The 24,798-nt window shown below is 72.4% G+C and carries 18 protein-coding genes and 1 pseudogene; 12 read left to right on the forward strand and 7 right to left on the reverse strand.

The genetic code is table 11. The features are described 5' to 3' along the window. Position 1 precedes the first annotated feature (1 nt). Both pucD and AB852_RS18825 read left to right on the forward strand, forming a co-directional pair. Complete coding sequence (gene pucD, locus AB852_RS18820; protein ID WP_073789805.1) at positions 2–2,386, forward strand: xanthine dehydrogenase subunit D; 2,385 nt, start codon at positions 2–4, stop codon at positions 2,384–2,386. A gap of 30 nt (positions 2,387–2,416) precedes the next feature. Then, the gene (locus AB852_RS18825) at positions 2,417–3,589 is read left to right on the forward strand and encodes an XdhC family protein (protein ID WP_073789807.1); all 1,173 of its coding nucleotides are present in this window, start codon (positions 2,417–2,419) and stop codon (positions 3,587–3,589) included. Here AB852_RS18825 and AB852_RS18830 read toward each other — a convergent pair. The 3 genes from AB852_RS18830 to AB852_RS18840 are packed head-to-tail and all read right to left on the reverse strand — an operon-like array spanning position 3,546 to position 5,741. After that, positions 3,546–4,433, reverse strand: coding sequence for a hypothetical protein (locus AB852_RS18830; protein ID WP_143201254.1), 888 nt, complete (start codon positions 4,431–4,433; stop codon positions 3,546–3,548). The two genes, AB852_RS18825 and AB852_RS18830, sit on opposite strands and share 44 nt — an antisense overlap. 49 nt (positions 4,434–4,482) lie before the next feature. Beyond that, positions 4,483–4,917: an SRPBCC family protein gene (locus AB852_RS18835; RefSeq protein ID WP_073789811.1), complete on the reverse strand. Its 435-nt coding sequence runs from the start codon at positions 4,915–4,917 to the stop codon at positions 4,483–4,485. A gap of 29 nt (positions 4,918–4,946) precedes the next feature. Beyond that, a complete protein-coding gene (locus tag AB852_RS18840) occupies positions 4,947–5,741 on the reverse strand; it encodes a polysaccharide deacetylase family protein (RefSeq protein WP_399505061.1) in 795 nt (264 codons plus the stop codon). A gap of 1,171 nt (positions 5,742–6,912) precedes the next feature. Here AB852_RS18840 and kdpF point away from each other — a divergent pair. From kdpF to AB852_RS18870, 6 genes are all read left to right on the forward strand, one after another. Further along, complete coding sequence (gene kdpF / locus AB852_RS18845) at positions 6,913–7,002, forward strand: K(+)-transporting ATPase subunit F (RefSeq protein ID WP_073789815.1); 90 nt, start codon at positions 6,913–6,915, stop codon at positions 7,000–7,002. 7 nt (positions 7,003–7,009) lie between these two features. Then, positions 7,010–8,671 (forward strand): potassium-transporting ATPase subunit KdpA, encoded by a 1,662-nt coding sequence (kdpA, locus tag AB852_RS18850; protein WP_073789817.1) that lies wholly within the window; start codon positions 7,010–7,012, stop codon positions 8,669–8,671. A 35-nt stretch (positions 8,672–8,706) separates the two neighbouring features. Continuing rightward, positions 8,707–10,824: a potassium-transporting ATPase subunit KdpB gene (gene kdpB / locus AB852_RS18855; RefSeq protein ID WP_107499283.1), complete on the forward strand. Its 2,118-nt coding sequence runs from the start codon at positions 8,707–8,709 to the stop codon at positions 10,822–10,824. 5 nt (positions 10,825–10,829) lie between these two features. After that, positions 10,830–11,495 (forward strand): potassium-transporting ATPase subunit C, encoded by a 666-nt coding sequence (locus tag AB852_RS18860; RefSeq protein WP_073789821.1) that lies wholly within the window; start codon positions 10,830–10,832, stop codon positions 11,493–11,495. 82 nt (positions 11,496–11,577) lie between these two features. After that, positions 11,578–12,258, forward strand: a complete 681-nt coding sequence (locus tag AB852_RS18865; RefSeq protein ID WP_073789823.1) for a response regulator — start codon at positions 11,578–11,580, stop codon at positions 12,256–12,258. A 13-nt stretch (positions 12,259–12,271) separates the two neighbouring features. Next, positions 12,272–14,812 (forward strand): sensor histidine kinase, encoded by a 2,541-nt coding sequence (locus tag AB852_RS18870; protein WP_073789826.1) that lies wholly within the window; start codon positions 12,272–12,274, stop codon positions 14,810–14,812. 100 nt (positions 14,813–14,912) lie between these two features. Here AB852_RS18870 and aztA read toward each other — a convergent pair whose 3' ends face one another. Next, positions 14,913–15,785: a zinc ABC transporter ATP-binding protein AztA gene (aztA, locus tag AB852_RS18875; protein ID WP_245876830.1), complete on the reverse strand. Its 873-nt coding sequence runs from the start codon at positions 15,783–15,785 to the stop codon at positions 14,913–14,915. Positions 15,786–15,835: 50 nt separating this feature from the next. On the opposite strand from aztA, the pseudogene aztB reads away from it, so the two are divergent. From aztB to aztD, 4 genes and pseudogenes are all read left to right on the forward strand, one after another. Beyond that, a pseudogene (gene aztB, locus AB852_RS18880) lies at positions 15,836–16,672 on the forward strand (zinc ABC transporter permease AztB); the annotation flags it as partial. A 230-nt stretch (positions 16,673–16,902) separates the two neighbouring features. Then, on the forward strand, positions 16,903–18,147 hold the full coding sequence (locus tag AB852_RS18885; RefSeq protein WP_073789828.1) for a hypothetical protein: 1,245 nt from the start codon (positions 16,903–16,905) through the stop codon (positions 18,145–18,147). After that, the gene (gene aztC, locus AB852_RS18890; RefSeq protein WP_073789830.1) at positions 18,144–19,082 is read left to right on the forward strand and encodes a zinc ABC transporter substrate-binding protein AztC; all 939 of its coding nucleotides are present in this window, start codon (positions 18,144–18,146) and stop codon (positions 19,080–19,082) included. Before AB852_RS18885 ends, aztC begins: the two co-directional genes overlap by 4 nt. A gap of 43 nt (positions 19,083–19,125) precedes the next feature. Continuing rightward, positions 19,126–20,319: a zinc metallochaperone AztD gene (aztD, locus tag AB852_RS18895; protein WP_073789833.1), complete on the forward strand. Its 1,194-nt coding sequence runs from the start codon at positions 19,126–19,128 to the stop codon at positions 20,317–20,319. Between the two features lie 75 nt (positions 20,320–20,394). Here the strand turns inward: aztD and AB852_RS18900 are convergent, their stop codons facing one another. The 3 genes from AB852_RS18900 to AB852_RS18910 form a co-directional block, all read right to left on the reverse strand. After that, positions 20,395–21,510, reverse strand: a complete 1,116-nt coding sequence (locus AB852_RS18900; protein WP_073789835.1) for a hypothetical protein — start codon at positions 21,508–21,510, stop codon at positions 20,395–20,397. A 169-nt stretch (positions 21,511–21,679) separates the two neighbouring features. Beyond that, the gene (locus AB852_RS18905) at positions 21,680–23,317 is read right to left on the reverse strand and encodes a M48 family metallopeptidase (RefSeq protein WP_073789838.1); all 1,638 of its coding nucleotides are present in this window, start codon (positions 23,315–23,317) and stop codon (positions 21,680–21,682) included. A gap of 1,040 nt (positions 23,318–24,357) precedes the next feature. Next, a complete protein-coding gene (locus AB852_RS18910; protein ID WP_073789841.1) occupies positions 24,358–24,789 on the reverse strand; it encodes an RNHCP domain-containing protein in 432 nt (143 codons plus the stop codon). Between the last annotated feature and the right edge of the window lie 9 nt (positions 24,790–24,798).

Raw genomic sequence — 24,798 nt, forward strand, 5'->3', positions numbered from 1 at the left:
CATGGGCACCGACCCGACCCCCACCGGCCTCACCCGCCCCACCCGCGCCCCCGGCGGCATCGGCGTCTCCACCCTCCGCCCCGACGGCACCCTCAAGGTCACCGGCGAGTTCGCGTACTCCTCCGACATGTGGCACGAGGACATGCTGTGGGGCCAGATCCTGCGCTCACCCGTCGCCCACGCCGAGATCGTCTCCCTCGACGTCTCCGAGGCCCTCGCCCTGCCCGGCGTCCACGCCGTCCTCACCTACGACGACCTGCCCACCGCCGTACGCCACTACGGGCTGGAGATCCAGGACACCCCCGTCCTCGCGCACGGCCGGGTCCGCCACCACGGCGAACCCGTCGCCGCCGTTGCCGCCGACCACCCCGAGACCGCCCGCCGCGCCGCCGCCAAGATCAAGGTCGAGTACCGGGAACTCCCCGTCGTCACCGACGAGGACTCCGCCACCGCGCCCGGCGCGCCCGTCCTGCACCCCGACCGCGCCGACCACCACTCCCACCGGGTCCCGCACCCCAACATCGTCCACCGCCAGCCCATCGTCCGCGGCGACGCCGACGCCGCCGCCCGCCGCGCCGACGCCGTGGTGCGCGGCGAATACGTCTTCGGGATGCAGGACCAGGCCTTCCTCGGCCCCGAATCGGGGCTCGCCGTCCCCGCCGAGGACGGCGGGGTCGACCTCTACATCGCCACCCAGTGGCTGCACAACGACCGCGCCCAGATCGCGCCCGTCCTCGGACTGCCCGAGGACAAGGTACGGATGACGCTCGCCGGGGTCGGCGGCGCGTTCGGCGGCCGTGAGGACCTGTCGATGCAGATCCACGCCTGCCTGCTCGCCCTGCGCACCGGCAGGCCCGTGAAGATCGTCTACAACCGGTTCGAGTCGTTCTTCGGCCATGTCCACCGCCACCCCGCGAAACTCCACTACGAACACGGCGCCACCCGCGACGGCAAACTCACCCACGTCCGCTGCCGGATCGTCCTCGACGGCGGCGCCTACGCCTCCTCGTCCCCGGCCGTCGTCGGCAACGCCTCCTCCCTGTCCGTCGGCCCCTACGTGGTCGACCACGTCGACATCGAGGCCCTCGCCCTCTACACCAACAACCCGCCCTGCGGAGCGATGCGCGGCTTCGGCGCGGTGCAGGCCTGCTTCGCCTACGAGGCGCAGATGGACAAACTCGCCGCCGAACTCGGCCTGGACCCCGTCGAGTTCCGGCGGCTCAACGCCATGGAACAGGGCAGCCGGCTGCCCACCGGACAGATCGTGGACGCCCCCGCCCCGGTCGCCGAACTGCTGCGCCGGGTCAAGGCGAGGCCGATGCCCCCCGAACGCCAGTGGGAGACCACCGAGGGCGCCGACATCCGCCAGCTCCCCGGCGGACTGTCCAACACCACCCACGGCGAGGACGTCGTCCGGGGCGTCGGATACGCCGTCGGCATCAAGAACGTCGGCTTCTCCGAGGGCTTCGACGACTACTCCACCGCCAAGGTCCGGCTGGAGAGCGCGGGCGGGGAGGCCGTCGCCGTCGTGCACACCGCGATGGCGGAGGTCGGCCAGGGCGGTGTCACCGTCCACGCGCAGATCGCCCGGACCGAACTCGGCGTCGACCAGGTGACCATCCACCCCGCCGACACCCAGGTCGGCAGCGCGGGCTCCACCTCCGCCTCCCGGCAGACGTACATGACCGGCGGTGCCGTCCGCAACGCCTGCGCACTCGTCCGCGAACGCGCCCTGGAGCTGGGCCGCCGCAGATTCGGCAGCCACCACCCGGCCTGGGCCACCGCCGAGCTCCGGCTGGAGGACGGGCACGTGGTCACCGAGGCGGGGGAGGTCCTCGCCTCCCTCGCGGACGTCCTCGACGACGAGGTGATCGAGGAGGAACGCGAGTGGCGCCACCGCCCCACCAGGTCCCTCGACCCGCGCACCGGCCAGGGCGACGGCCACCTCCAGTACTCCTTCGCCGCACACCGCGCGGTGGTCGAGGTCGACACCGGACTCGGACTGGTCAAGGTCGTCGAACTCGCCTGCGCGCAGGACGTGGGCAAGGCCCTCAACCCGCTGTCCGTCATCGGCCAGATCCAGGGCGGCACCGTCCAGGGCCTCGGGATCGCGGTGATGGAGGAGATCGTGGTCGACCCGGTGACCGCGAAGGTGCGCAACCCGTCCTTCACCGACTATCTGATCCCCACGATCCTCGACACCCCCTCGCTCCCCGTCGACATGCTCGAACTCCCCGACGCGAACGCCCCCTACGGACTGCGCGGGGTGGGGGAGGCGCCCACCCTGTCCGCCACCCCGGCGGTCCTCGCCGCGATCCGCGCCGCGACGGGCCTGGAGCTGAACCGGACCCCCGTGCGCCCCGAACATCTGACGGGCACCGGGTAGGGACCGCACGACGAGGGCGAGGAGCGAGAGATGCTGGACATCGCCGCGGAACTCCACGAATGGGTCCGCCAGGGCCGCGACTTCGCGGTGGCCACCGTCGTCGCCGTGGACGGCAGCGCCCCCCGGGGCCCCGGCGCGACGCTCGCCGTCGACACCGGCGGCGAAGCGGTCGGCTCCGTCTCCGGCGGCTGTGTCGAAGCCGCCGTGTACGAGCTGTGCCGACAGGCCCTGCGGGACGGCCGGACCGTCCTGGCACCCTTCGGCCCCACCGCCGACGACCCCTTCGCCACCGGCCTGACCTGCGGCGGCAGCATCGACGTCCTGGTCACCCCCGTCCCCCGGACCAGCCCCGCCCGTTCCCTGACCGCCCGCGCCCTGGCCGCCGCCGCGAACGGCCGGCCCACCGCCCTGGCCCGCCCACTGCCCTCCGCCGACACCCCGGAGGACCCCCGCCCCCTGCTGGTCCACCCGGACGGCGCCCACGAAGGGACCCTCGGCGGCCCCCCGGAGCTGGACCGGTGGGCGGCCCATGAGGCGGCGGCGCTGCTCGCGGCGGGCCGCACCGGAACCGTTCCCGGCTGCCCCTCGACCGGACGGCCCGCCCTCTTCGTGGAGTCGTCCGCCGCCCCGCCCCGGCTGATCGTCTTCGGCGCGGTCGACGTCGCCTCCGCCCTCGTCGGCCTCGGCGCGTTCCTCGGCTACCGCGTCACCGTCTGCGACGCCCGCCCCGTCTTCGCGACCCCCGCCCGCTTCCCGGCGGCCCACGAGGTCGTCGTCGACTGGCCGCACCGCTATCTGGAGCGCACCGAGGTGGACGCCCGTACGGTGCTCTGCGTCCTGACCCATGACCCGAAGTTCGACGTACCGCTGCTGCAACTCGCCCTGCGGCTGCCCGTCGCGTACATCGGCGCGATGGGCTCACGCACCACCCACGAGGACCGGATACGGCGGCTGCGCGAGACCGGTGTGACGGAACACCAGCTGAAGCGGCTGCGCTCCCCGATCGGACTGGACCTCGGCGCCCGCACCCCGCAGGAGACGGCCCTGTCGATCGCCGCGGAGATCGTCGCCGTACTGCGCGGCGGCGCCGGACCGCCCCTGACCGGCGGTCGCACCCCCATCCACCACGACGCGCCCGGCCGCGTCCGCCGCCCGGAGCTCAGACCTCCAGGAACAGCGCGAACGTCACCACGTAACCGCTGAACAGCGCCACACCCGGCGCGGCCAGGATCAGGGTCCGCAAGCTGAACCCGGCCGTGAGCGGACGGCTCGCGCGCTCCGGGTTCTCCGGGTCGTAGCTGAGCTCGACCCGGCCGCGCGACGCGTCGGAGAAGGACCAGACGGTCACGACCGAGGGAACGCCCTTCATCCGCCGCCCGTCGACCGTGACGAAGTCCATCCGCGAGAACTCCCACCAGTGCCCGCCCTTGGACCAGATCCGGACATGGCCGACCGCCTCGCCGACCACCCCGATCCCGCGCCGTCGCAGCAGCCACAGCGACCTGCACCGCCGACCGACCCGCCACAGGACGAGCCCGCCCGCGAGCCCGAGCGTCCCCGTCGTGACCACGGTGAACAGGACCAGCCAGGGGTAACCCACGGCGATCACACCGAACACGAAGAGCGCCGTGTGATGCAGCAGGATCAGCCCCGCGACCCTGAGCCCCTTGCGCAAGCCGGGACTCAGCGGGGCGCGGCCGGCCGCCCGGACGTGTTGGCGGACCAGGGCATGACCGTCGGCCGCCGACGGGGTCCGGTCCACGGCGGAGCTCAGCTGCCCGAAGAACGCCTCGACCGCCGACCGGTTGGGGCCCCGCAGATCGACCACGGCTCCCAGACCGTGATCCGCCGAGTCGGCGGAACCGGCGATCAGCGCGCGTATCGCACCGTCGTCCGTCAGCTCGACGTACTCCAGCGCCCGCACCGGCACGGTCCAGGTCGACCGGCCCCGTACGACGATCAGCCGGACGCCGTCGAAGCGTGCCGTGGTCCCGCCCCGGGTCAGTACGGTCACCGGGGTCACGGGCAGGGCTCTGTCTGAGGACATGATCAGATGATAGGTACACACGCCACGGCCACCAAGGCTTCCCCGGGGCTCAACTCCCGGTGCGCAGCAACCCGTCCACGGTGCGCCCGAACATCCGGCGGCCCGCCGCCGCCAGGACGGGATCGCAGAACCGGGGAAGACCGCGGACCCGGATCTCCTCGCGCCACCGGACCCGGCTGCCCGGTCCGTCGGGACGGACCTCGATCTCGGCCCGGCCGAGCACCAGCCGTCCGCGCTTCTCCAGCCCGCACAGGCCCGGCCGGCCCTCCTCGGGCGGGCGCCAGACGGTGATCTCCATCGGATCGTCGAAGCCGACGGGTCCGAGCGCGGTCCGCGCGAGCACCGTCGATCCCTCGCCCACCGGGGTGTCCACCCCGACACGGGTGAACGGGACGAAAGCGCCGTGCCGGGGCCAGTCCATGAGCCGCCGCCATGCCTCGTCCGCGTCGAGCGCGCAGTGCCGTTCCAGGTCGATGAGAGCCACCCCCCGACCCTAGATCCCCCGGCCCCGGGTCAGCGGTAGACCTTGCCCGGCTCCGGGACCCCCGGCGCGAACAGCTGCGGCACGGTGACGAACGTGTAGCCCTTGGACTTCAGCTCCTCGATGATCCCCGGCACCGCGGGCACCGTGCCGTCGTAGATGTCGTGGAGCAGGATGATCCCGTCGCGCCCGGACTGTTCCAGCACCCGGCGCTTGATCAGCGCGGAGTCGGTCGTCTTGTAGTCCTTCGCCGTGACGGTCCACAGGATCTCGGAGAGCCCGAGGCTCTTGGATATCTTGTTGACCTCCTCGTCGGTGCGGCCCTGCGGCGGCCTCATCAGCGTGGGCGCGCGTCCCGTGAGCTTCTTGAGCTCCTTGTTCGTGCGCTCCAGCTCCCACCGCACCTCGTCGGCGTCGAGCTCGGTGAGCCTGCGGTGCGTCCAGGTGTGGCTGGCTATCTCATGCCCCTCGGCGTCGATCCGCCGCACCAGCTCGGGGTGGGTGTCGATGTGCTTCTTGCCCAGCAGGAAGAACGTCGCCGGGACCTTCTCCTTCTTGAGGATGTCCAGCAGCCGGGGTGTGTGCTTGCCGTGCGGCCCCGCGTCGAAGGTCAGGGCTATGCACTTGTCCTCGCGGCAGTCGACGGACCCGAACTTCCCCTTCCCGTCGTCACCCGCGTCGGAGCGGACCTTGCTGGGCGCCTCGGTGTCGGTGCCGCACCCGGTCAGCGCGGTGGTGAGTCCGAGGGTGACGAGGGTGATCACGGCCACACCCGCGCGCGAACGCAACCCGCGGGGTCGGTTCCCCGTCTTGTGTGGCGTGGACATCTTGTTGCGCGCGGCCGTCGCGCCGCGCTGGTCGTGGATTGGCATGGCCGCCACTATACGCACGGTGTATACGCGCAGCGCATAGTGGGGTAACCGCTGGTCGGCCCCCTACGGGTCGCCTTCGCTCGCGCTTCCGAGGTCCGTCCGGCTGGACGCGCTTGTCCCTGTGCCGTCGCTCGGTGGGTGCGCAGTTCCCCGCGCCCCTGGGGTTCCCCACCTGGACGTATCTGTTCCCGTGCGGGTACGGCCGTGGGTGCGCAGTTCCCCGCGCCCCTGGGTGGTGCCTCCTTGCGGTCGCTCTTCGGGTGCGGGTCCGCCCTCGTCTTTGCGCAGTTCCCCGCGCCCCTTTGGGGCGCCCACCTGGGGCTGTTCTCAGTCTGCGGGTGGGATCAGACAGCGGGCCGGCAACAGCCCGGCCGGGGTTCAACCACCCTCCTCGCGGACTCGCCCGGCTACGGGAGGGGGTGGGCGGGAATCTCTGCCCGCAGACTCCGATGCTCTTCAGTAGGACCACTGGACGTGTTACCGAGCGTGTCGGAGCGAGGACGGAGAATCCCGACCGGCCCCGACCCGAAGAACAAGCAGATGGCGCCCCAAAGGGGCGCGGGGAACTGCGCGAAACCACCGAGCGACGGCGCAGGAACGAAGTGCGTCCACCCGGACAGACCTGGGAAGCGCAAGCGAAGGCGACCCGCGGGGAACTGCGCGAACCCACCGAGCGACGGCGCAGGAACGAAGTGCGTCCACCCGGACAGACCTGGGAAGCGCAAGCGAAGGCGACCCGCGGGGAACTGCGCGAACCCACCGAGCGACGGCACAGGAGCGAAGTGCGTCCACCCGGACAGACCTGGGAAGCGACGGCACAGGAACGAGTACGCCCGGCACAAGGAACCTCCGGGGGCGCAAGCGAAGGCGCCCCGCACGGGAGACCTCACAAGCGCGAGCGAAGGCGACCCGTATGGGAGCCGTCAATACGGTGCACAGCGCCGTAAGAGGCGCGTCAACGCGGACCGCCGACGCCCGGGAAGGCGGTTTCCTCGGAAAGTCCGCTCATCCGGCTGACGCATTTGTCTCTCACTCAGGAGTTCACGATGGCCGACGTGGCCTTCGTCGTCACCACGATCGCTGTCTTCGCACTGGTGGCACTCGTCGCCAAGGGGGTGGCGAAGCTGTGACCGCCGAGAACATCGTCGGCCTGCTCGTGGCCGCCGCCCTGCTGGGCTATCTCGTCCTCGCCCTCATCTACCCGGAGAGGTTCTGAGACGGATATGAGCTCCGAACTCGCCGGAGTGCTCCAGCTGCTGGCGCTGATGGCCGCGCTCGCACTGGTCCACCGCCCCCTGGGCGACCACATGGCCCGGGTCTACTCCTCCGGCAGACATCTGCGCGTCGAGAAGTGGATCTACAAGGGCATCGGCGCCAACCCGAGCGCCGAGATGCGCTGGCCCGCCTATCTGCGCGGGGTCCTCGCCTTCTCGGCCGTGGGCGTCCTCTTCCTCTATCTGCTGCAACGCGTCCAGGGCAGCCTGCCCGGCTCCCTCGGCTTCGCCTCGATCGACCCGGACCAGGCGTTCAACACGGCCGCCTCGTTCGTCTCCAACACCAACTGGCAGTCGTACTACGGCGAACAGGCCATGGGCCATGTCGTGCAGACCGGCGGCCTCGCCGTGCAGAACTTCGTGTCCGCCGCCGTCGGCATGGCCGTCGCGGTCGCCCTGGTACGCGGCTTCGCCCGTTCCCGCACCGGTGAACTCGGCAACTTCTGGGCCGACCTGGTGCGCGGCGTGGTCCGTATCCTGCTGCCGCTCGCCGCGGTCGGCGCGATCGTGCTCGTGGCCTGCGGCGCCCTCCAGAACTTCGCCGGTATCCACGAGGTGGGCCAGTTCACCGGCGGCAGCCAGCAGTGGAACGGCGGTGCCGTCGCCTCGCAGGAAGCGATCAAGGAACTCGGCACCAACGGCGGCGGCTACTTCAACGCCAACTCCGCGCATCCCTTCGAGAACCCCGACGCGTTCTCGAACCTCTTCGAGATCTTCCTGATCCTGGTGATCCCCTTCTCGATCACCCGCACCTTCGGCACCATGGTCGGCTCGGTGCGCCAGGGCTACGCGATCCTCGGCACGATGGTCACCATCTGGGTCGCCTTCATCGCCCTGATGTGGTGGACCGAGTTCGCCCACCGCTCGCCCGCCTACGAGATCGCGGGCGGCGCGATGGAGGGCAAGGAGACCCGGTTCGGGATCGGCGCCTCCGCGATCTTCGCGGTGTCCACGACCCTCACCTCCACCGGCGCGGTCGACTCCTTCCACTCCTCGTACACCGGGCTCGGCGGCGGCATCACCATGCTCGGCATGATGCTCGGCGAGATCGCGCCCGGCGGGGTCGGCTCCGGGCTGTACGGGATGCTCATCATGGCGATCATCGCCGTGTTCATCGCCGGACTGATGGTCGGCCGCACCCCCGAGTACCTGGGCAAGAAGATCGGCACCCGCCAGATCAAGTTCGCGGCCCTGTACATCCTCGTCACCCCGGCACTCGTCCTCGGCTTCACCGCCGCCGCGATGGCCCTGCCGACCCCGGCCGACTCGATGCTCAACCCCGGCGCGCACGGCTTCTCCGAGGTCCTCTACGCGTACACCTCCGGCGCCAACAACAACGGCTCCGCGTTCGCCGGACTCGGCGCCGACACCCCCTGGTACAACACCACGATCGGCCTCGCGATGCTGCTCGGCCGCTTCCTCCCCATGGTGTTCGTCCTCGCGCTCGCCGGATCGCTCGCCGAGCAGCAGCCCGTACCGGCCACGGCCGGCACCCTCCGCACCGAGAAGCCGCTGTTCACCGGGCTGCTCGCCGGAACCGTCCTCATCATCACCGGTCTGACCTACTTCCCGGCGCTGGCCCTCGGCCCGCTGGCCGAAGGGCTGGCGTGATGAACACCCGTACCGATGACCTCCCAGGTGACCCCATGACAGCTCCCGCGCCCCCCGGCGCATCCCCGACCCGGGCGCCCCACCAGGACGTCACCACCGGACACAAGGACGCGGGGCGCGTCGGCGCGGGTCTGTTCGACCCGCGCCAGGTCCTGAAGTCGCTGCCCGACGCCTTCCGCAAGCTCGACCCCCGGGTGATGGTCAAGTCGCCCGTGATGTTCGTGGTCCTCGTCGGCTCGGTGCTGACCACCGGGTTCTCCCTGGCGGACCCCGGCGACTGGTTCGGCTGGGCCATCTCCGCCTGGCTGTGGCTCACCGTCGTCTTCGCCAACCTCGCCGAAGCCGTCGCCGAGGGGCGCGGCAAGGCCCAGGCCGACACGCTGCGCAAGGCGAAGACCGACACCGTCGCCCGCCGCCTCGGCGCGGAGGGCCGCTACGAGGAGCGGGTGCCCGGCACCGACCTGCGCATCGGTGACCTGGTGGTGTGCGAGGCCGGCGACATCATCCCCGGCGACGGGGACGTCGTCGAAGGGGTCGCCTCGGTCGACGAGTCCGCCATCACCGGTGAGTCCGCGCCCGTCATCCGGGAGTCCGGCGGCGACCGCTCGGCCGTCACCGGCGGCACCAAGGTCCTCTCCGACCGGATCGTCATCAAGATCACGACCAAGCCCGGCGAGACCTTCATCGACCGGATGATCGCCCTGGTCGAGGGCGCGGCCCGGCAGAAGACCCCGAACGAGATCGCGCTGAACATCCTGCTCGCCTCGCTCACCATCGTCTTCCTGCTCGCCGTCGCGACCCTCCAGCCGTTCGCCGCCCACGCCGGCGCCGACCTCTCCATGGTCGTCCTCGTGGCACTGCTGGTCTGTCTGATCCCCACCACCATCGGGGCGCTGCTGTCCGCGATCGGTATCGCGGGCATGGACCGGCTGGTGCAGCGCAACGTCCTCGCCATGTCCGGCCGCGCGGTCGAGGCCGCGGGCGATGTGTCGACGCTGCTCCTCGACAAGACCGGCACCATCACCCTCGGCAACCGTCAGGCCGCCGAGTTCGTGCCCGTCGCCGGGACCACCGAGGCCGAGGTCGCGGACGCGGCACAGCTCTCCTCGCTCGCCGACGAGACCCCCGAGGGCCGCTCGATCGTCGTCCTCGCCAAGGAGGAGTACGGTCTGCGTGAACGCCATCAGGGCGAGCTGACCGGCGCCGACTGGGTCGCGTTCACCGCCCAGACCCGGATGTCCGGCGTCGACACCGACGGCCGCAGGATCCGCAAGGGCGCCACCGGCTCCGTACTCGCCTGGGTCCTGGAGCAGGGCGGCACCGCCCAGCCCGACGCCGACGCCGCCGCCCGGCGGATCTCCGAGGCGGGCGGCACCCCCCTGCTGGTCGCCGTCGAGGACGCCGAAGGGGCCCGGGTCCTGGGGGTCATCCACCTCAAGGACGTCGTCAAGGACGGTATGCGCGAACGGTTCGCCGAACTGCGCCGTATGGGCATCAGAACCGTCATGATCACCGGCGACAACCCGCTCACGGCCAAGGCCATCGCGGACGAGGCCGGGGTGGACGACTTCCTCGCGGAGGCCACCCCCGAGGACAAGATGGCCCTCATCAAACGCGAACAGGCCGGCGGCAAACTCGTCGCGATGACCGGGGACGGCACCAACGACGCGCCCGCCCTGGCCCAGGCCGACGTGGGCGTAGCGATGAACACCGGGACCTCGGCCGCCAAGGAGGCCGGGAACATGGTGGACCTGGACTCCAACCCCACCAAGCTCATCGAGATCGTGGAGATCGGCAAACAGCTCCTCATCACCCGGGGCGCGCTCACCACCTTCTCCATCGCCAACGACGTCGCGAAGTACTTCGCGATCATCCCGGCACTGTTCGCGGCGGTGTACCCGGGCCTCGACACCCTGAACATCATGCGGCTGTCGTCACCCGACTCGGCGATCCTGTCCGCCGTCGTCTTCAACGCGGTCGTCATCATCGCGCTGGTCCCGCTCGCCCTCAAGGGCGTCCGCTACCGGCCGGTCAGCGCGGACAAGCTGCTGCGGCGCAACCTCGGGATCTACGGACTCGGCGGACTGATCGCCCCCTTCATCGGCATCAAGGTCATCGACATGATCATCTCGACCATCCCCGGGATCGGCTGACCGTCATGAACAAATCCGTCTCGAACACCGCACGGCTGCTCGGCGCCGGACTGCGCGCCCTGCTGGTGCTGACCGTGATCACCGGCGTCCTCTACCCGCTCGCCGTCACCGGGGTGGCCCAGGGCCTGTTCCGCGACAAGGCGAACGGCTCCGAGCTCACCTCCGAGGGCAAGGTCGTCGGCTCCTCGCTCATCGGCCAGGCGTACAACCTGCCGCTGAAGAAGGGCGAGGAGACCCCGGCCGCCGACCTCCGATGGTTCCAGGGCCGCCCCCAGAACGGCCTCGGCACCAACTCCGTCAACACCCAGTACTCGCTGCTGCTGTCCGGCGCGACCAACCTCGCCGGCGACAACCCCGAGCTGATCAAGCAGGTCAAGGAAGCGCGGGCCGCCGTCGTCGCGGACAACTCCACGGCCACCCACCGGGTGCGGCCCTCCGACGTGCCCGCCGAAGCGGTCACCTCCTCCGGCTCCGGCCTCGACCCGGCGATCTCCCCCCGGTACGCGGACCTCCAGGTCCACCGGGTCGCCGAACGCAACAAGCTGCCCGTCGACCAGGTACGGCGGCTCGTGGACGACCACACGGACGGCCGCATCCTCGGCTTCATGGGCGAACCCACCGTGAACGTCCTCGAACTGAACATCGCGCTACGGGAACTGACCCGGCGCTGACCGCGTACGCCCGGGGAACCCCACGGTTCCCCGGGCCGCGCACACCCCCCACACGAACACGCACGGAGGAGGCCGCACACCGATGACCCGGGTGCTGGTGGTGGAGGACGATCCCCAACTCGTGCGGGCGCTGGTCATCACCCTGAGAGCCCGCGGCTACGACACCGACGCCGCACCGGACGGCGCCACCGCGATCCGGCGTGCCGCGGCGCGCCCCCCGGACGCCGTCCTCCTCGACCTCGGACTGCCCGACATGAGCGGGGTCGCCGTACTGCGGGCCCTGCGCGGCCGGAGCCCGGCCCCGGTGCTCGTGGTGTCGGCGCGCCGGGCCCCCGAGGAGAAGGTCGCCGCCCTGGACGCGGGCGCCGACGACTACATCACCAAACCGTTCAGCATGGACGAACTCCTCGCCCGCTTACGGGCCGCCGTCCGCCGCACCCGCGCCGCGCCCCCGGGGCCCGTCCCGCTCGTCACGACCCCCGACTTCACCGTCGACCTGGTCGCGAAGAAGGCGGCACGCGACGGCCGCGACATCCGTCTCACCCCCACCGAATGGCATCTGCTGGAGATCCTGGTGACCAATCCCGGCCGTCTCGTCGCCCAACGGGAACTGCTGCGCGAGGTCTGGGGTCCCTCACACAGCGGGAAGTCGCACTACCTCCGGGTCTATCTGGCCCAGCTCCGGCGCAAACTGGAACCCGACCCCTCGCACCCCCGCTATCTGATCACCGAACCCGGCATGGGCTACCGCTTCGAGAATTGAGGGCCGGCGGAACATGGGACGCGGCAAGCTTCGGATCTATCTCGGTGCGGCGCCGGGTGTGGGCAAGACGTACGCGATGTTGTCGGAGGCGCATCGTCGGGTGGAGCGGGGTACGGACTGTGTGGTGGGTTTTGTGGAGCACCATGGCCGCCCGCGTACGGAGGTGATGCTGCACGGCCTGGTGCAGGTGGGGCGTCGGGAGCTGGTGTACCGGGGTGCGGTGTTCACGGAGATGGATGTGGACGCGGTGCTGGCGCGGGGTCCTGCGGTGGTGCTGGTGGACGAGCTGGCGCATTCGAATGTGCCGGGTTCGCGGAACGGCAAGCGGTGGCAGGACGTGGCGGAGTTGCTGGCCGCGGGTATTGATGTGATCTCGACGGTGAACATCCAGCATCTGGAGTCGTTGGGTGATGTGGTGGAGTCGATCACGGGGGTGCGGCAGCGGGAGACGGTGCCGGACGAGGTGGTGCGGCGGGCGGATCAGATCGAGTTGGTGGATATGTCGCCGCAGGCGTTGCGGCGTCGGATGGCGCACGGGAACATCTACAAGTCGGACAAGGTCGACGCGGCGTTGTCGAACTATTTCCGGCCGGGGAACCTGACGGCGCTGCGTGAGCTGGCGCTGCTGTGGGTCGCGGACCGGGTCGACGAATACCTCCAGGAGTACCGCAGCGCCCACCGGGTCTCCAAGATATGGGGCTCCCGGGAGCGGATCGTGGTCGGCATCACGGGCGGTCCGGAGGGGCGGACGTTGATACGGCGTGCCGCGCGGCTCGCGGAGAAGGGCGCGGGCGGAGAGGTGCTCGCCGTCTACATCTCCCGCAGCGACGGACTCACCGCCGCCTCCCCGAAGGAACTCGCGGACCAGCGCGCCCTCGTGGAGGACATGGGCGGCACCTACCACCAGGTCGTCGGGGACGACGTGTCCACCGCTCTCCTCGCCTTCGCGCGCGGGGTCAACGCCACCCAGATCGTCCTCGGGGTGTCCCGGCGCAGACCCTGGCAGTACATGTTCGGCCCCGGGGTCAGCGCCACCGTCGCCCGGGACTCGGGCCCCGACCTCGACGTCCACCTCGTCACCCATGCCGCGATGGGCAAGGGCCGCGGACTGCCCGGCGCCCGGGGCGCCCGCCTCGGACGCCGACGGGTCGTCCAGGGCTGGCTCGTCGGGGTCCTCGGCCCCGCGCTGCTGACGCTGCTCCTCCACAGCGCGGCCCCCGAGGTCGGCCTCGCCAACGACATGCTGCTGTATCTGTCGCTGACGGTCGGCGCGGCCCTGCTCGGCGGACTGTGGCCCGCGCTCACCTCCGCCGTCCTCGGCTCCCTGCTGCTCAACTGGTTCTTCACCCCGCCCCTGAGCGCCCTCACCATCGCGGATCCCGAGAACATCGTCGCCATCGTGATCTTCATAGGGGTCGCGGTGGCGGTGGCGTCCGTGGTGGATCTCGCGGCGCGGCGCACCCATCAGGCGGCCCGGCTGCGCGCCGAGTCGGAGATCCTGTCCTTCCTCGCGGGCAGTGTGCTGCGCGGCGAGACCACCCTCGACGCACTGCTCCAGCGGGTGCGCGAGACGTTCGCGATGGAGTCGGTGGCCCTGCTGGAACGCGCCGGGGACGGCGAACCGTGGACCTGCGCGGGCAGCGTCGGCCCCGCCCCGGTGGAACGGCCCGAGGACGCCGACGTCGACATGCCGGTCGGCGACCATATGGCGCTCGCGCTGTCCGGACGGGTGCTGCCCGCCGAGGACCGCCGGGTCCTCGCCGCGTTCGCCGCGCAGTCCGTCGTACTCCTCGACCGCCAGCGACTGGAACAGGAGGCCGGACGCGCCCGCACCCTGGACGAGGGCAACCGCATCCGTACCGCGCTGCTCGCCGCCGTCAGCCATGATCTGCGCACCCCGCTCGCCGGGATCAAGGCGTCGGTGTCCAGCCTGCGTTCGGACGACGTCGAGTGGTCGGCCGCCGACCAGGCGGAACTCCTCGCCGCGATCGAGGAGGGCGCCGACCGGCTCGACCACCTCGTGGGCAACCTGCTCGACATGTCACGCCTCCAGACGGGCACCGTCCAGCCGCTGATCCGGGACATCGACCTGGAGGAGGTCGTCCCGATGGCCCTCGGCGGGCTGCCGGACCCGGAGCGGAGCGTGCTGCTCGACATTCCGGAGCGGCTGCCGATGGTGTCCGTCGACAAGGGTCTGCTGGAACGCGCCGTCGCCAACGTCGTGGAGAACGCCGTCAAGTACAGCCCGGACGGCGAGCTCGTCCTGGTGTCGGCCAGTGCGATGGCCGACCGGGTCGAGATCCGGGTGGTGGACCGGGGGCCCGGGGTGCCCGACCCGGTCAAGGACCGTATCTTCGAGCCCTTCCAGCGCTATGGTGACGCCCCGCGCGGCGCCGGGGTCGGACTCGGGCTCGCCGTCGCCCGGGGGTTCACCGAGGCAGTCGGCGGTACCCTCGCCGCCGAGGACACCCCCGGCGGCGGCCTCACCATGGTGCTGTCCCTCAAGGCCGCCGCCCGCCCCGGACCGGCCCCGGAGCACCCCGCCGCTCCATGAGACAGGAGACATGGGACCGGCGGGAATCCTCCTGGACACGGTGGCGGGCGCTGGATGAACACCGGCGCGGGCACCGGATGAACACCGTCGCGCGGTCGGCTCATCGGTCGCCGTCCAGCCCCCAGACCCGTACCAGCGCCGCGTCCGACAGGACCGTGGCCGGCGGGCCGGAGGCCGCGAGCCGCCCCTGGTCGAGGAGCAGGCAGTGGTCCGCGCGGCGGGCCGCCGTCATGTCGTGGGTCGCCTGCACCACCGTCACCCCGTCGGCCACCGCGTCGGCCAGGACCTCCGTGATGATCCGCCGGGCCGCCGCGTCCAGGCCCGTCGTCGGCTCGTCCAGGAGCAGCAGGCCGGACTCCTGGGCGAGGCCCTGGGCAACCAGCGCCCGCTGCCGCTGACCGCCCGACAGATCCCCCAGCCGGCGGTCGGCGAGGCCGGTGATCCCGAGCCGTGCCATGCACGCGTCCACCACCGAACGGTCGCGCGCGGACATCCGCCGCCAGGGGCCGAGCCGGTCCCAGCGGCCCATCGCGACGGTGTCCCGGACGGTGAGCGGCAGCGCGTCCGGCACCGCGGCCCGTTGTGCGACGAACGCGGGCCGCCCGCCCGCGTGATGGGTGACCGTGCCCGAGGTCACGGGACGCACCCCCGCCAGTACGGCGAGCAGCGTCGACTTGCCCGAGCCGTTCGGGCCGACCAGGACCGTGTTCGCCGCCGCCGGGAGCCGTGCGGTGAGCCCCGACAGCACAGGGTGTCCGGGGTAGCCCGCCGCCACCCCGTCGAGGCCGATCCGCCAGGTGCCGTCGCCGCCGGGCTCCTTCGGTGCCACCGGCCCGGCCGCGTTCGTCCGCGTGTTCGTCGGCGTTCCCGTCGTTCCCGTCGTCTTCCGGTCCGTGGCCGTGTTCCGTCGGCGCATCCGCCGCACCTCCATGTCGAAGCCGTGCCCTGCCATGCCGAAGTCGGCCGAAGTCATGACGAAGCTATGTTGAAGTGATAATCATTTTCATTATAGGGTCCCGGTTCATGGACTGGCTCACGGCGCCCTTCGAGGTGGCCTTCGTGCAACGCGCCCTGTGGGGCGGCATCCTCGTGTCACTGATCTGCGCCCTGGCGGGCACCTGGGTCGTGCTGCGGGGCATGGCGTTCCTCGGGGACGCGATGGCCCACGGGCTGCTGCCAGGTGTCGCCGTCGCCGCGCTGCTCGGCGGCCCGCCGGCCGCCGGGGCCGCCGTCAGCGCGGTGGTCATGGCGCTCGGGGTCACCGCCGTCGGACGGGTGCCCCGGCTCTCCCAGGACACCAGCATCGGTCTGCTGTTCGTCGGGATGCTCTCCCTCGGGGTCATCGTGGTGTCCCGTTCGCCGTCCTTCGCCGTCGATCTGACCGGCTTCCTCTTCGGTGACGTGCTCGCCGTCCGGGACGCCGATCTCGTCCGGCTCGCCCTCGCGGCGGTCCTCGCCCTGGCGGTCACCGCGCTGGGGCACCGGGCGTTCGTGGCCCTCGCCTTCGACGAACGCAAGGCCCGCACCCTCGGACTGCGGCCCCGGGCCGCCCACGCCGCCCTGCTCGGACTGCTGACCGTCGCCATCGTGGCCTCGTTCCATGTCGTCGGCACCCTGCTGGTGCTCGGGCTGCTCATCGCACCGCCCGCGACCGCGCTGCCCTGGGCGCGGCGCATCCCGGCCGTGATGGCGACGGCGGCGTGCCTCGGGGCGAGCGCGACGTTCCTCGGACTGCTGCTGTCGTGGCACCTCGGCACCGCCGCGGGGGCGAGTGTCGCGGCGGTCGCGGTGCTCCAGTTCCTGGTGTCGACCGCGGTCCTCGCGGTACGCGGCCGTCCGGGCGTCCGGTCCGCGGCGCCGCGTGGGTGGGCGGACGTGTTCCCGCGCGGTTCGCCGGAACGGGCGGGCCGGGCGCCGACGACCCAGGGCCCCGAGGAACCGCGCTCCCACGAGCGCCCCGCACCCGACAGCCACGTCCAGCAGCGCGGACCGGAGGACCAGGAAACCGCGCGACCGCCCGAGCGACCCGCTCAGGAACACGTACGAACGGGACCGTCACGGCTCCCGGGAAGGAACACCGGTACCGACCGATGACCACCACGCACCGGATACGTACGGCGGGTCCCCGCGCACGCACCCTCGCGCTCGGCCTCGCCCTGACCACCCTGACCGCCCTCACCGCCTGCGGGACCGCCCCCACCCCGCCCGGCACCGACCGCGCCGAATCCGCCGGAGCCCGGCCGCACGGCCACGTCGAAGGGGCCGAGGAGACCGGCGAGGCCCAGTCCCGGCTGGTGCTCGCCGACGGCGGCAGCGGCGCCGTCCATGTCCTGGACCTCGTCACCGGCGAGGTCACCGCGACCGGCCGCGCGCCCGGGGTGCGCGCGATGACCGGCGACGGCCGCTACGCGTATCTGAGCACCCCGAAGGGCCTCACGGTCGTCGACAGCGGCGGCTGGACCGTCGACCACGGCGACCACGTCCATCACTACCGGGCCACGCCCCGCGCCCTGGACCCCGTACCCGTCCGGCCCCCGCACCGGATCCACACCGACGCCACGGTCACCGCCGTCACCGGCGCGGACGGCACCACCCGGCTCCTTGCCCGCCCCGCGCCGACCTCCGCCGCCCCCGGCGGGGAACGCGCGCTGCGGCTCGGTACGGCGGCCCCCGTCGTGCCCTACCAAGGCCGCCTCCTCGTACCCGGCACGGGCCCCGGCCGGGACACCGTCGAGGTACGCGACCGCACCGTGAAGACCGTCACCGTCCTCGACGAGCGCTGCCGCGCACCGCGCGCGGCCACCGTCACCCGCCGGGGCGCGGTCCTCGGCTGCGCCGACGGCGCGCTGATCGTCAGCGGCGAGGACGGCGACCTCACCGCCCACCGCGTCCCGTACGGACGGCCCGTCGCGCCCGGCGAGCGCGCGACCCGCTTCGACCACCGGCCCGGCGCCACCACCCTGACCGCACGCTCCGGCGAGGACGCGGTGTGGGTCCTCGATGTGACGGCCCGCCGGTGGACCCTGATCCGCACCGGACCCGTCGCCGCCGTCAACACGGCGGGCGAGGGCACCCCGGTGCTCGCGCTCGGCACGGACGGCGTGCTGCGGGCGTACGACCCCGCGACCGGCCGCCGCACGGCGTCCCGCGCGCTGCTGAAGGACCCCTCCGGCGCGGGGGCCACCGCCGTCGTCGCCGTCGACTCCGGCCGCGCCTACGTCAACGACCCCGGGGGCGACCGCGTCCACGAGATCGACTTCGGTGACGGACTGCGGGTCGCCCGCGTCCTGCGGCTCGGCTTCAGCCCCACCCACCTCGTGGAGACCGGACGATGACCCGCCCCCGCCTCCCCGGCCGCCGTACCGCCCTCGCCGCGCTGCTGTGCGCGGTCACCGCCGCCACGCTCACCTCCTGCGCCACCGAACGGCCGGACCGGCCCGGCGTCGTGGTCACCACCGACATCCTCGGGGACATCACCCGGGAGATCGCCGGTGACGAGGCCGAGGTCACCGTCCTGATGCCGACCGGCACCGACCCCCACTCGTTCGGGGTGTCCGCCCCGCAGGCCGCCCGCCTCGAACAGGCCGACCTCGTCGTCCACAACGGACTCGGCCTGGAGGAGAACGTCCAGCACCATGTCCGCGCCGCCGAGGACGACGGCGTCCCCGTGCTCGCCGTCGCCCCCGCCGTCGACCCCATCGACCACCGGGGCGGTGACGGGGCCGGACAGCCCGACCCGCACTTCTGGACCGACCCCCAGCGGGTCCGCACCGCCGTGACGCTCATCGCCGACCGGATCGCCGCCGATGTCGAAGGCGTCGACCCCGGCCGGGTACGGGACAACGCGGCACGCTACGGACGGGACATCGACCAGCTCGGCTCCGAGATGCGTACCGCCTTCGGCGCGCTGCCCGCCGAACGCCGCCGGCTCGTCACCGACCACCATGTCTTCGGCTATCTCGCCCAGCGCTTCGGCTTCACCGTCGTCGGCGCCGTCATCCCCGGCGGCAGCACCCTCGCCTCACCCAGCGCGTCCGACCTGAAGTCCCTCGCCGACGCGATCCGCGCGGCGGACGTACCCGCCGTCTTCACCGGCGCCGCGCAGCCCGACCGGCTCGCCCGGGTGCTGCGCGACGAGACCGGACTCGGCGTCTCCGTGGTCCCGCTGTACACCGAGTCCCTCACCGGACCCGACGGCGGCGCCCCCACCTACCTGGCCATGATGCGCGCCAACACCCGCGCGATCACCGCCGCCCTGACCTCCCGCTGACCCCTCGCCGCCCGCCGGGCGGCCCGAAAGGAAACACCCGACCATGCGTCATCCAACGACCCCCCGGACGGCCGCCGGACTCTCCGCGCTGCTCGCCCTCTCCCTCACCCTGACCGCCTGCGGCGAACAGGACGGCGGCTCCCGCGGTCAGCGGCCCGCCGCCAAGGCACCCGCCGCGACCGTGCCCGACCCGCTCGTCGCCAGCTACGACGGCGGCCTCCTCGTCCTGCGCGGCGACACCCTGAAGGTCGCCGCCGATCTGCCGCTGCCCGGGTTCCTGCGGGTCAACCCGGCCGGTGACGGCCGCCATGTCCTCGTCTCCGAGGCCGACGGCTTCCGCGCCCTCGACGCCGCCGCGCCCGCGCTCACCGGTATCCGCTTCCCGGCCGCCGACCCGGGCCATGTCGTCCATCACGCGGGCCGCACCGCCCTGTTCGCGGACGGCTCCGGCGAGGTCACCCTGTTCGACCCCGCCGCGCTGCGCGATCTGCCCGCCGGGGAGAAGAAGCCCCCCACCGACACCTACCGCGCCGCCCGGCCCCACCACGGGGTGGCCGTCACCCTCCCCGGCGGGGAACTCGTCAGCACCCTCGGCACCGAGGAGGAACGCACCGGGATCGAACTCCTCGACAAGGACCGTGCGGTGATCGCCCGCAGCGACAAGTGCCCCGGGGTGCACGGCGAGGCCACCGCCCGGGGCGGAGCCGTCGTCGTCGGCTGCGAGGACGGCGCGCTCGTCGTGCGTGACGGCCGCATCACCAAGGTCGACAGCCCCACCCCGTACGGCAGGATCGGCAACCAGGCCGGGAGCGAGCACTCCGCGGTCGTCCTCGGCGACTACAAGCAGGACCCCGACGCCGAACTCGAACGCCCCGAGAAGGTGTCCCTCATCGACACCGCCACCGGCCGTCTCACCCTCGTCGACCTCGGCACCAGCTACACCTTCCGCTCGCTGGGCCGGGGACCGCACGGTGAGGCGCTGGTCCTCGGCACCGACGGCGCGCTGCACATCATCGACCCCGGCACCGGCAAGGTCACCCGGCGCGTCCCGGTCCTCGACCCGTGGCGCGAGCCCCTCGACTGGCAGCGTCCCCGCCCGTCCCTGTTCGTCCGCGACCACACCGCGTACATCACCGACCCGGCGGGCAAGCGGCTGCACACCGTCGACCTCGAATCCGCCGAACGCGGCACCCCGGTACGGCTCCCGCACATCCCCAACGAACTGACGGGCGCCTGACGACGACGGCCGTCCGGTACGGGCCCCCGCGGTGGGAACCCGTACCGGACGGCCGTCGGCGGACCTCTCCCCGGCTCAGTCCTCCGCCGCCGCGAGCACCGTCGCGTCCCGCAGCTTCACGTACGCCAGCGCCGGGTCGCCCCGGTAGCTCCACGGGACGACCCCGACATGCCCGTCCACCAGCCGGAACAGCTCCGCCGCCGCCTTGTCCCGGTCCTGGAGCGACAGATAGAACGCCAGGATGTGCCGCACCCCGGACAGCTGGGGATGCGCCGGGTCCGCCGCCGCCGCGTCCGCGAGGGCCGCGTCGACCAGCGCCCGCATCCGGGGGGTGCGGTCCGCCTCGGTGTCCTCCGACTCGTCGTGCTCGAAGTGCGCGAACAGCGGCAGCGCCGTCAGCAGACTGCCCAGCGGGGCGCTCTCGGCCGCCCGCGCCGCGAAGTCCCGCGCCAGGGTCTCCGAACCGCCCCACTTCTTGCACCAGTACTGGAGCGCCGAGTAGTGCGCCATGAAGTGGTGCGGGGCCCGGGCCGCGATCTCGTCCCAGAGCCGGTCCACCTCGGCGTTCGGATAGCCGAGCCCCTTCGCCGTGTCCAACTCGCTGATGTACGGCGTCGGGTCCTCGGGCGCCAGCTCGGCCGCCCGCGCGTGCTCCTCCCGGGAGCGGGCCAGCGTGCGGTGGAAGCCCTCGAACTGCTCACCGGTCGTGTACTTGGCGCGTCTGCTGCCCCGGATGTTCCAGGCGAGCCCCACCGTGCTCCTGGCCCGCAGCAGCGCGGCCGTCGGGTCGTCGGGCCGCTCGTTCTCCCAGGCCAGCAGCCAGCTGTCGTCGTCCGCCGCGAGATCGCCCAGCTGGTACGTGAGGTCGGTGCGGGCCTGCCAGTCACGGCCGGCCGCGTCCATCAGCGCGGCGGCGGCCTTCCAGTCGCCGCCCTTCACGGCGGCGAGCGCCCGGGACCGCTCGGGGGAGTCGGCCTCGCGCCGGTCGGTGTTCTGCCGCTCCATGGGCAGGAAACCCTGCGCCAGCACCTCGTCGGGGGACTCGTACGCGTCGTCGTCGTCCTCCTTCCCGGAGCGCCAGCCTTCGAGGGCGCCCTGGACGACGGCCTTCAGCATGTACAGCCCGAATCCGACCACCACGAGCGCGACGGGGACCAGGACGATGAGCAGAACCCAGGTGAGAGTTGACACGGGTGGATCGCTTTCGTGAGAGCGGGGGTACGGCGTTCGGGGCGTGGCGGGGTGGGGGCGGGGCGAGTGGGGCGGTCGTGCGCGGTGGTGCGCCGTGGTGACGCGGGTTCAGCGCGGGGGTGGGCGGCGGGTGACGCGGGCGGTGCGGGGAGTACGCGGTGGGGCGTGGTCAGTGCAGGGGGTCCGCGGTGCCCGCGTGCGGCAGCAGGGCCCGCAGCGGGCCGGTGTCCGGGACATCGGCGAGGGCCGCCTCGACGGCCGCGTCCAGATCGGGGCCGTCGCCCGGCACCAGCACCCGGGGTGCCGTCTCCCAGGAGAACTCCCAGCGCAGCAGCCCGTGCGCGGCCAGCTCCGCCAGCGCCATCCCGCTCATCGCGTCCCGCAGCGAGGGCCGGACGAACTCCCGGAAGGCCCGGCCGCGCGCGGCCGTCGCCTCGTCCGACAGCGGCAGCCGCTGCGCGACCCGCCACAGCCTGCCCTCGTCGATCACCCCGAGCAGCGCGGACAGGGTCGGCGGACGGCCGGTGTAGCGGGCCAGCGCGTGGTGCAGCGGGGAGCCGAACTCGCGCATCTCGCGCTCCATGGACCGCTCCAGGAGGTCCTGCCAGCTGTCCGTGCGCGGCAGCGCCAGCAGTTCCGGCGTCAGCGCCGCGTCCTCCAGCTCCGCGAGGGTGCGGCCCGGGTCGGCCAGCAGGTCCAGCGCGGCGCCCGCGCCCTCGTCGGTCCTGCCGTCGGCGGGCAGCTCCCCGATCCGGCGCACCCGCTCCGCGAGCGGCGGATGGGCGTCGTGGCGTGCCGGGGCGGGTGTCCCGAGCCCGTCGCGCATCCGCAGCAGATCCAGGGTGCGGGCCGACAGCAGCGCACCGAAACCGCCGAACACCTCACCGCGCGGGGGCAACAGCTCCGAGTCCACGCCCAGCGACAGATAGCGGCCGGTGTAATGCTCGTACGCCGCCTCCAGCACGGGGATCTCCCGCAGCGCCGACACGCTCGCGTCCCGGCCGGCGATCCGCACGGCGGCCAGGTCCGCGGCGAGCTCATGGCGGCGGGCCGCGGCCAGGGTTGCCCGCAGGCCCAGCCGCGCGTACAGCGTGTACATCCGCGTCATCACCCGGTACGTCCTGCGGGAGCCGCGCTCCGCCCGTGCGGCCTTGCGCTCCTGGCGCAGCCGTCCGTCCTCGTTGCCCTGGGCCGCGGCTTCCGCGGCCTTGCGTGTCGCCCGCTCGCGGTCGCGTTCCCGCTTCGCGCGTTCCCGGGTACCGAAGTGCGCGACCGTACGCAGCAACCGGGTCCGGGTGCGGACCGTGGCCGGGGCGAACCGGGTGCCGTGCTCCGCGAAATGCCCCAGCTCATGGGCGAGGACGGCCCGCAACTGGGCCTCCCCGAGGCCCTGGACGAGCGGAAGTCCGAGTTCCAGCCGCCGCTTGCCCGGCAGCAGCCCGAGCAGCCGGGAACGCTCCCGTACGGTCGCGGCGACCTCGCCGGTCAGCACGATCTCCGAGGGCGCGCCCGTGTCCAGCCGCTCCGCCAGCTCCCCGACCACGCGCCACAGCCGCGGCTCGTCCTCGGCGTTGACCCGCAGTCCCCCCGGCTCGTCCCGCCGGGGCAGCCGCAGCAGGAACACGCCCCGCAGCACGGGTACGGCGAGCACGACGGTGACCGTGTGCAGCAGGAGGGTGACGACCGTGGGCTCCCACAGGAGCAGTACGGCGTTGGCCCCCGCGAGGATCGCCAGGAGGGCGAACCCGAGGAGGTGGAAGCCGACGAGCAGCAGCAGGGCTCGCGCGGCACGCAGGGTGGCGCCCATCGGGCAGTTGTCTCCCAGGGGACGGGGATCACCAAAAGCGATCTAAAAAGCTGATCAGGGCATAGCAAAAGAAGGCGGAAGATGTGGAGTATCGCCCAAGCCTGGGCCAACATCAACCGGGTATGGCAGTCGGGCCGCGCCCGGCGATGGTGGTCGTGCCCTCTGTGCGGGGGCGCGGACACCGGTCACGGGGTCGTGGCGACGGTGGCGGGCGCGGGTCGCCTTCGCTTGCGCTTCCGAGGTCTCCCTGTGCTGGGCGTCCTTCCTTGCTGTGCCGTCGTTCGTGGTTTGCGCAGTTCCCCGCAGGTCGCCTTTGCTTGCGCTTCCTAGGTCTGTCCGGGTGGACGCGCTTGTTCCTGTGCTGTCGCTCGGTGGTTTTGCGCAGTTCCCCGCGCCCCTGGATGCTGCCTCCTGCTGTCGCTCGTCGGGTGCGGGCCTGTTCTCGTTTTTGCGCAGTTCCCCGCGCCCCTTTGGGGCGCGTCCTGTTTGTTCTTCGGGGCGGGGCCGGTCGGGATTCTCCGTCCTCGCTCCAACGCGCTCGGTACGACGTACCTGTGGTCCTACTGAAGAGCATCGGAGTCTGCGGGCAGAGATTCCCGCCCACCCCCTCCCGCAGCCAAGCGCCTGCGCGAGGAGCATGGTTCAACCCCGACCCAGCAGACTCAGGACAGCCCCAGGTGGGCGCCCCAAAGGGGCGCGGGGAACTGCGCGAAAACGACGAGTACCTGTGCCGGGACGAAGTACGCCCAGCACAGGAAACCTCGGCGGCCCAAGCGAAGGCGACCTGCGGGGAACTGCGCGAGCAACCAAGGGCGACCCGCACCCGAACAGCTACCGCAAGGGGCGCCCCAAAGGGGCGCGGGGAACTGCGCGAAAACGACGAGTACCTGTGCCGGGACGAAGTACGCCCAGCACAGGAAACCTCGGCGGCCCAAGCGAAGGCGACCTGCGGGGAACTGCGCACCCACGAACGACCCGCACGAGGACAAGTACGCCCAGTACAGGAAACCTCGGGGGCCCAAGCGAAGGCGGCCCGTGTTCTACAGGGACAGGAGGGCTCGGAGTGGTGTGGGTGGGGCGGTCAGGGGGCGGGTTGCCAGGCGGAGCAGGGGGAGGGGGTTGTCGTCCCCGGCGATCCGGTTGGCGCTCAGCTCACCGCAGGCCCCGCACTGATGGATGACCAGCCATTCCCCGTCCGCCCGGACGGACAGACTCAGCGGGTCCATCCGCCCCCGGCACCGGGAGGCCCGGTCACCCGGGGTCCGGCCGTCCACATGCAGGCTGGCCAGACAGTGCGGACAGTGGTTGCGATGGGCGGTACCGGGCGCGATCAGCGGCACGTCGAGACGGCAGCCGACACAGCGGAACGCGTCGCCGCGCTCGCCGCCCCTGCCGTGCAGAACATCCTTGCGCCGCTGCGGCCGGCCGCCCCCGCGCCGGCCCCCCTTGGTGGTGCTCGCTCGTCGTGGCATGACGTCCTC

The sequence above is a fragment of the Streptomyces uncialis genome (genome assembly GCF_001905345.1).
Lineage (GTDB): Bacteria > Actinomycetota > Actinomycetes > Streptomycetales > Streptomycetaceae > Streptomyces > Streptomyces uncialis.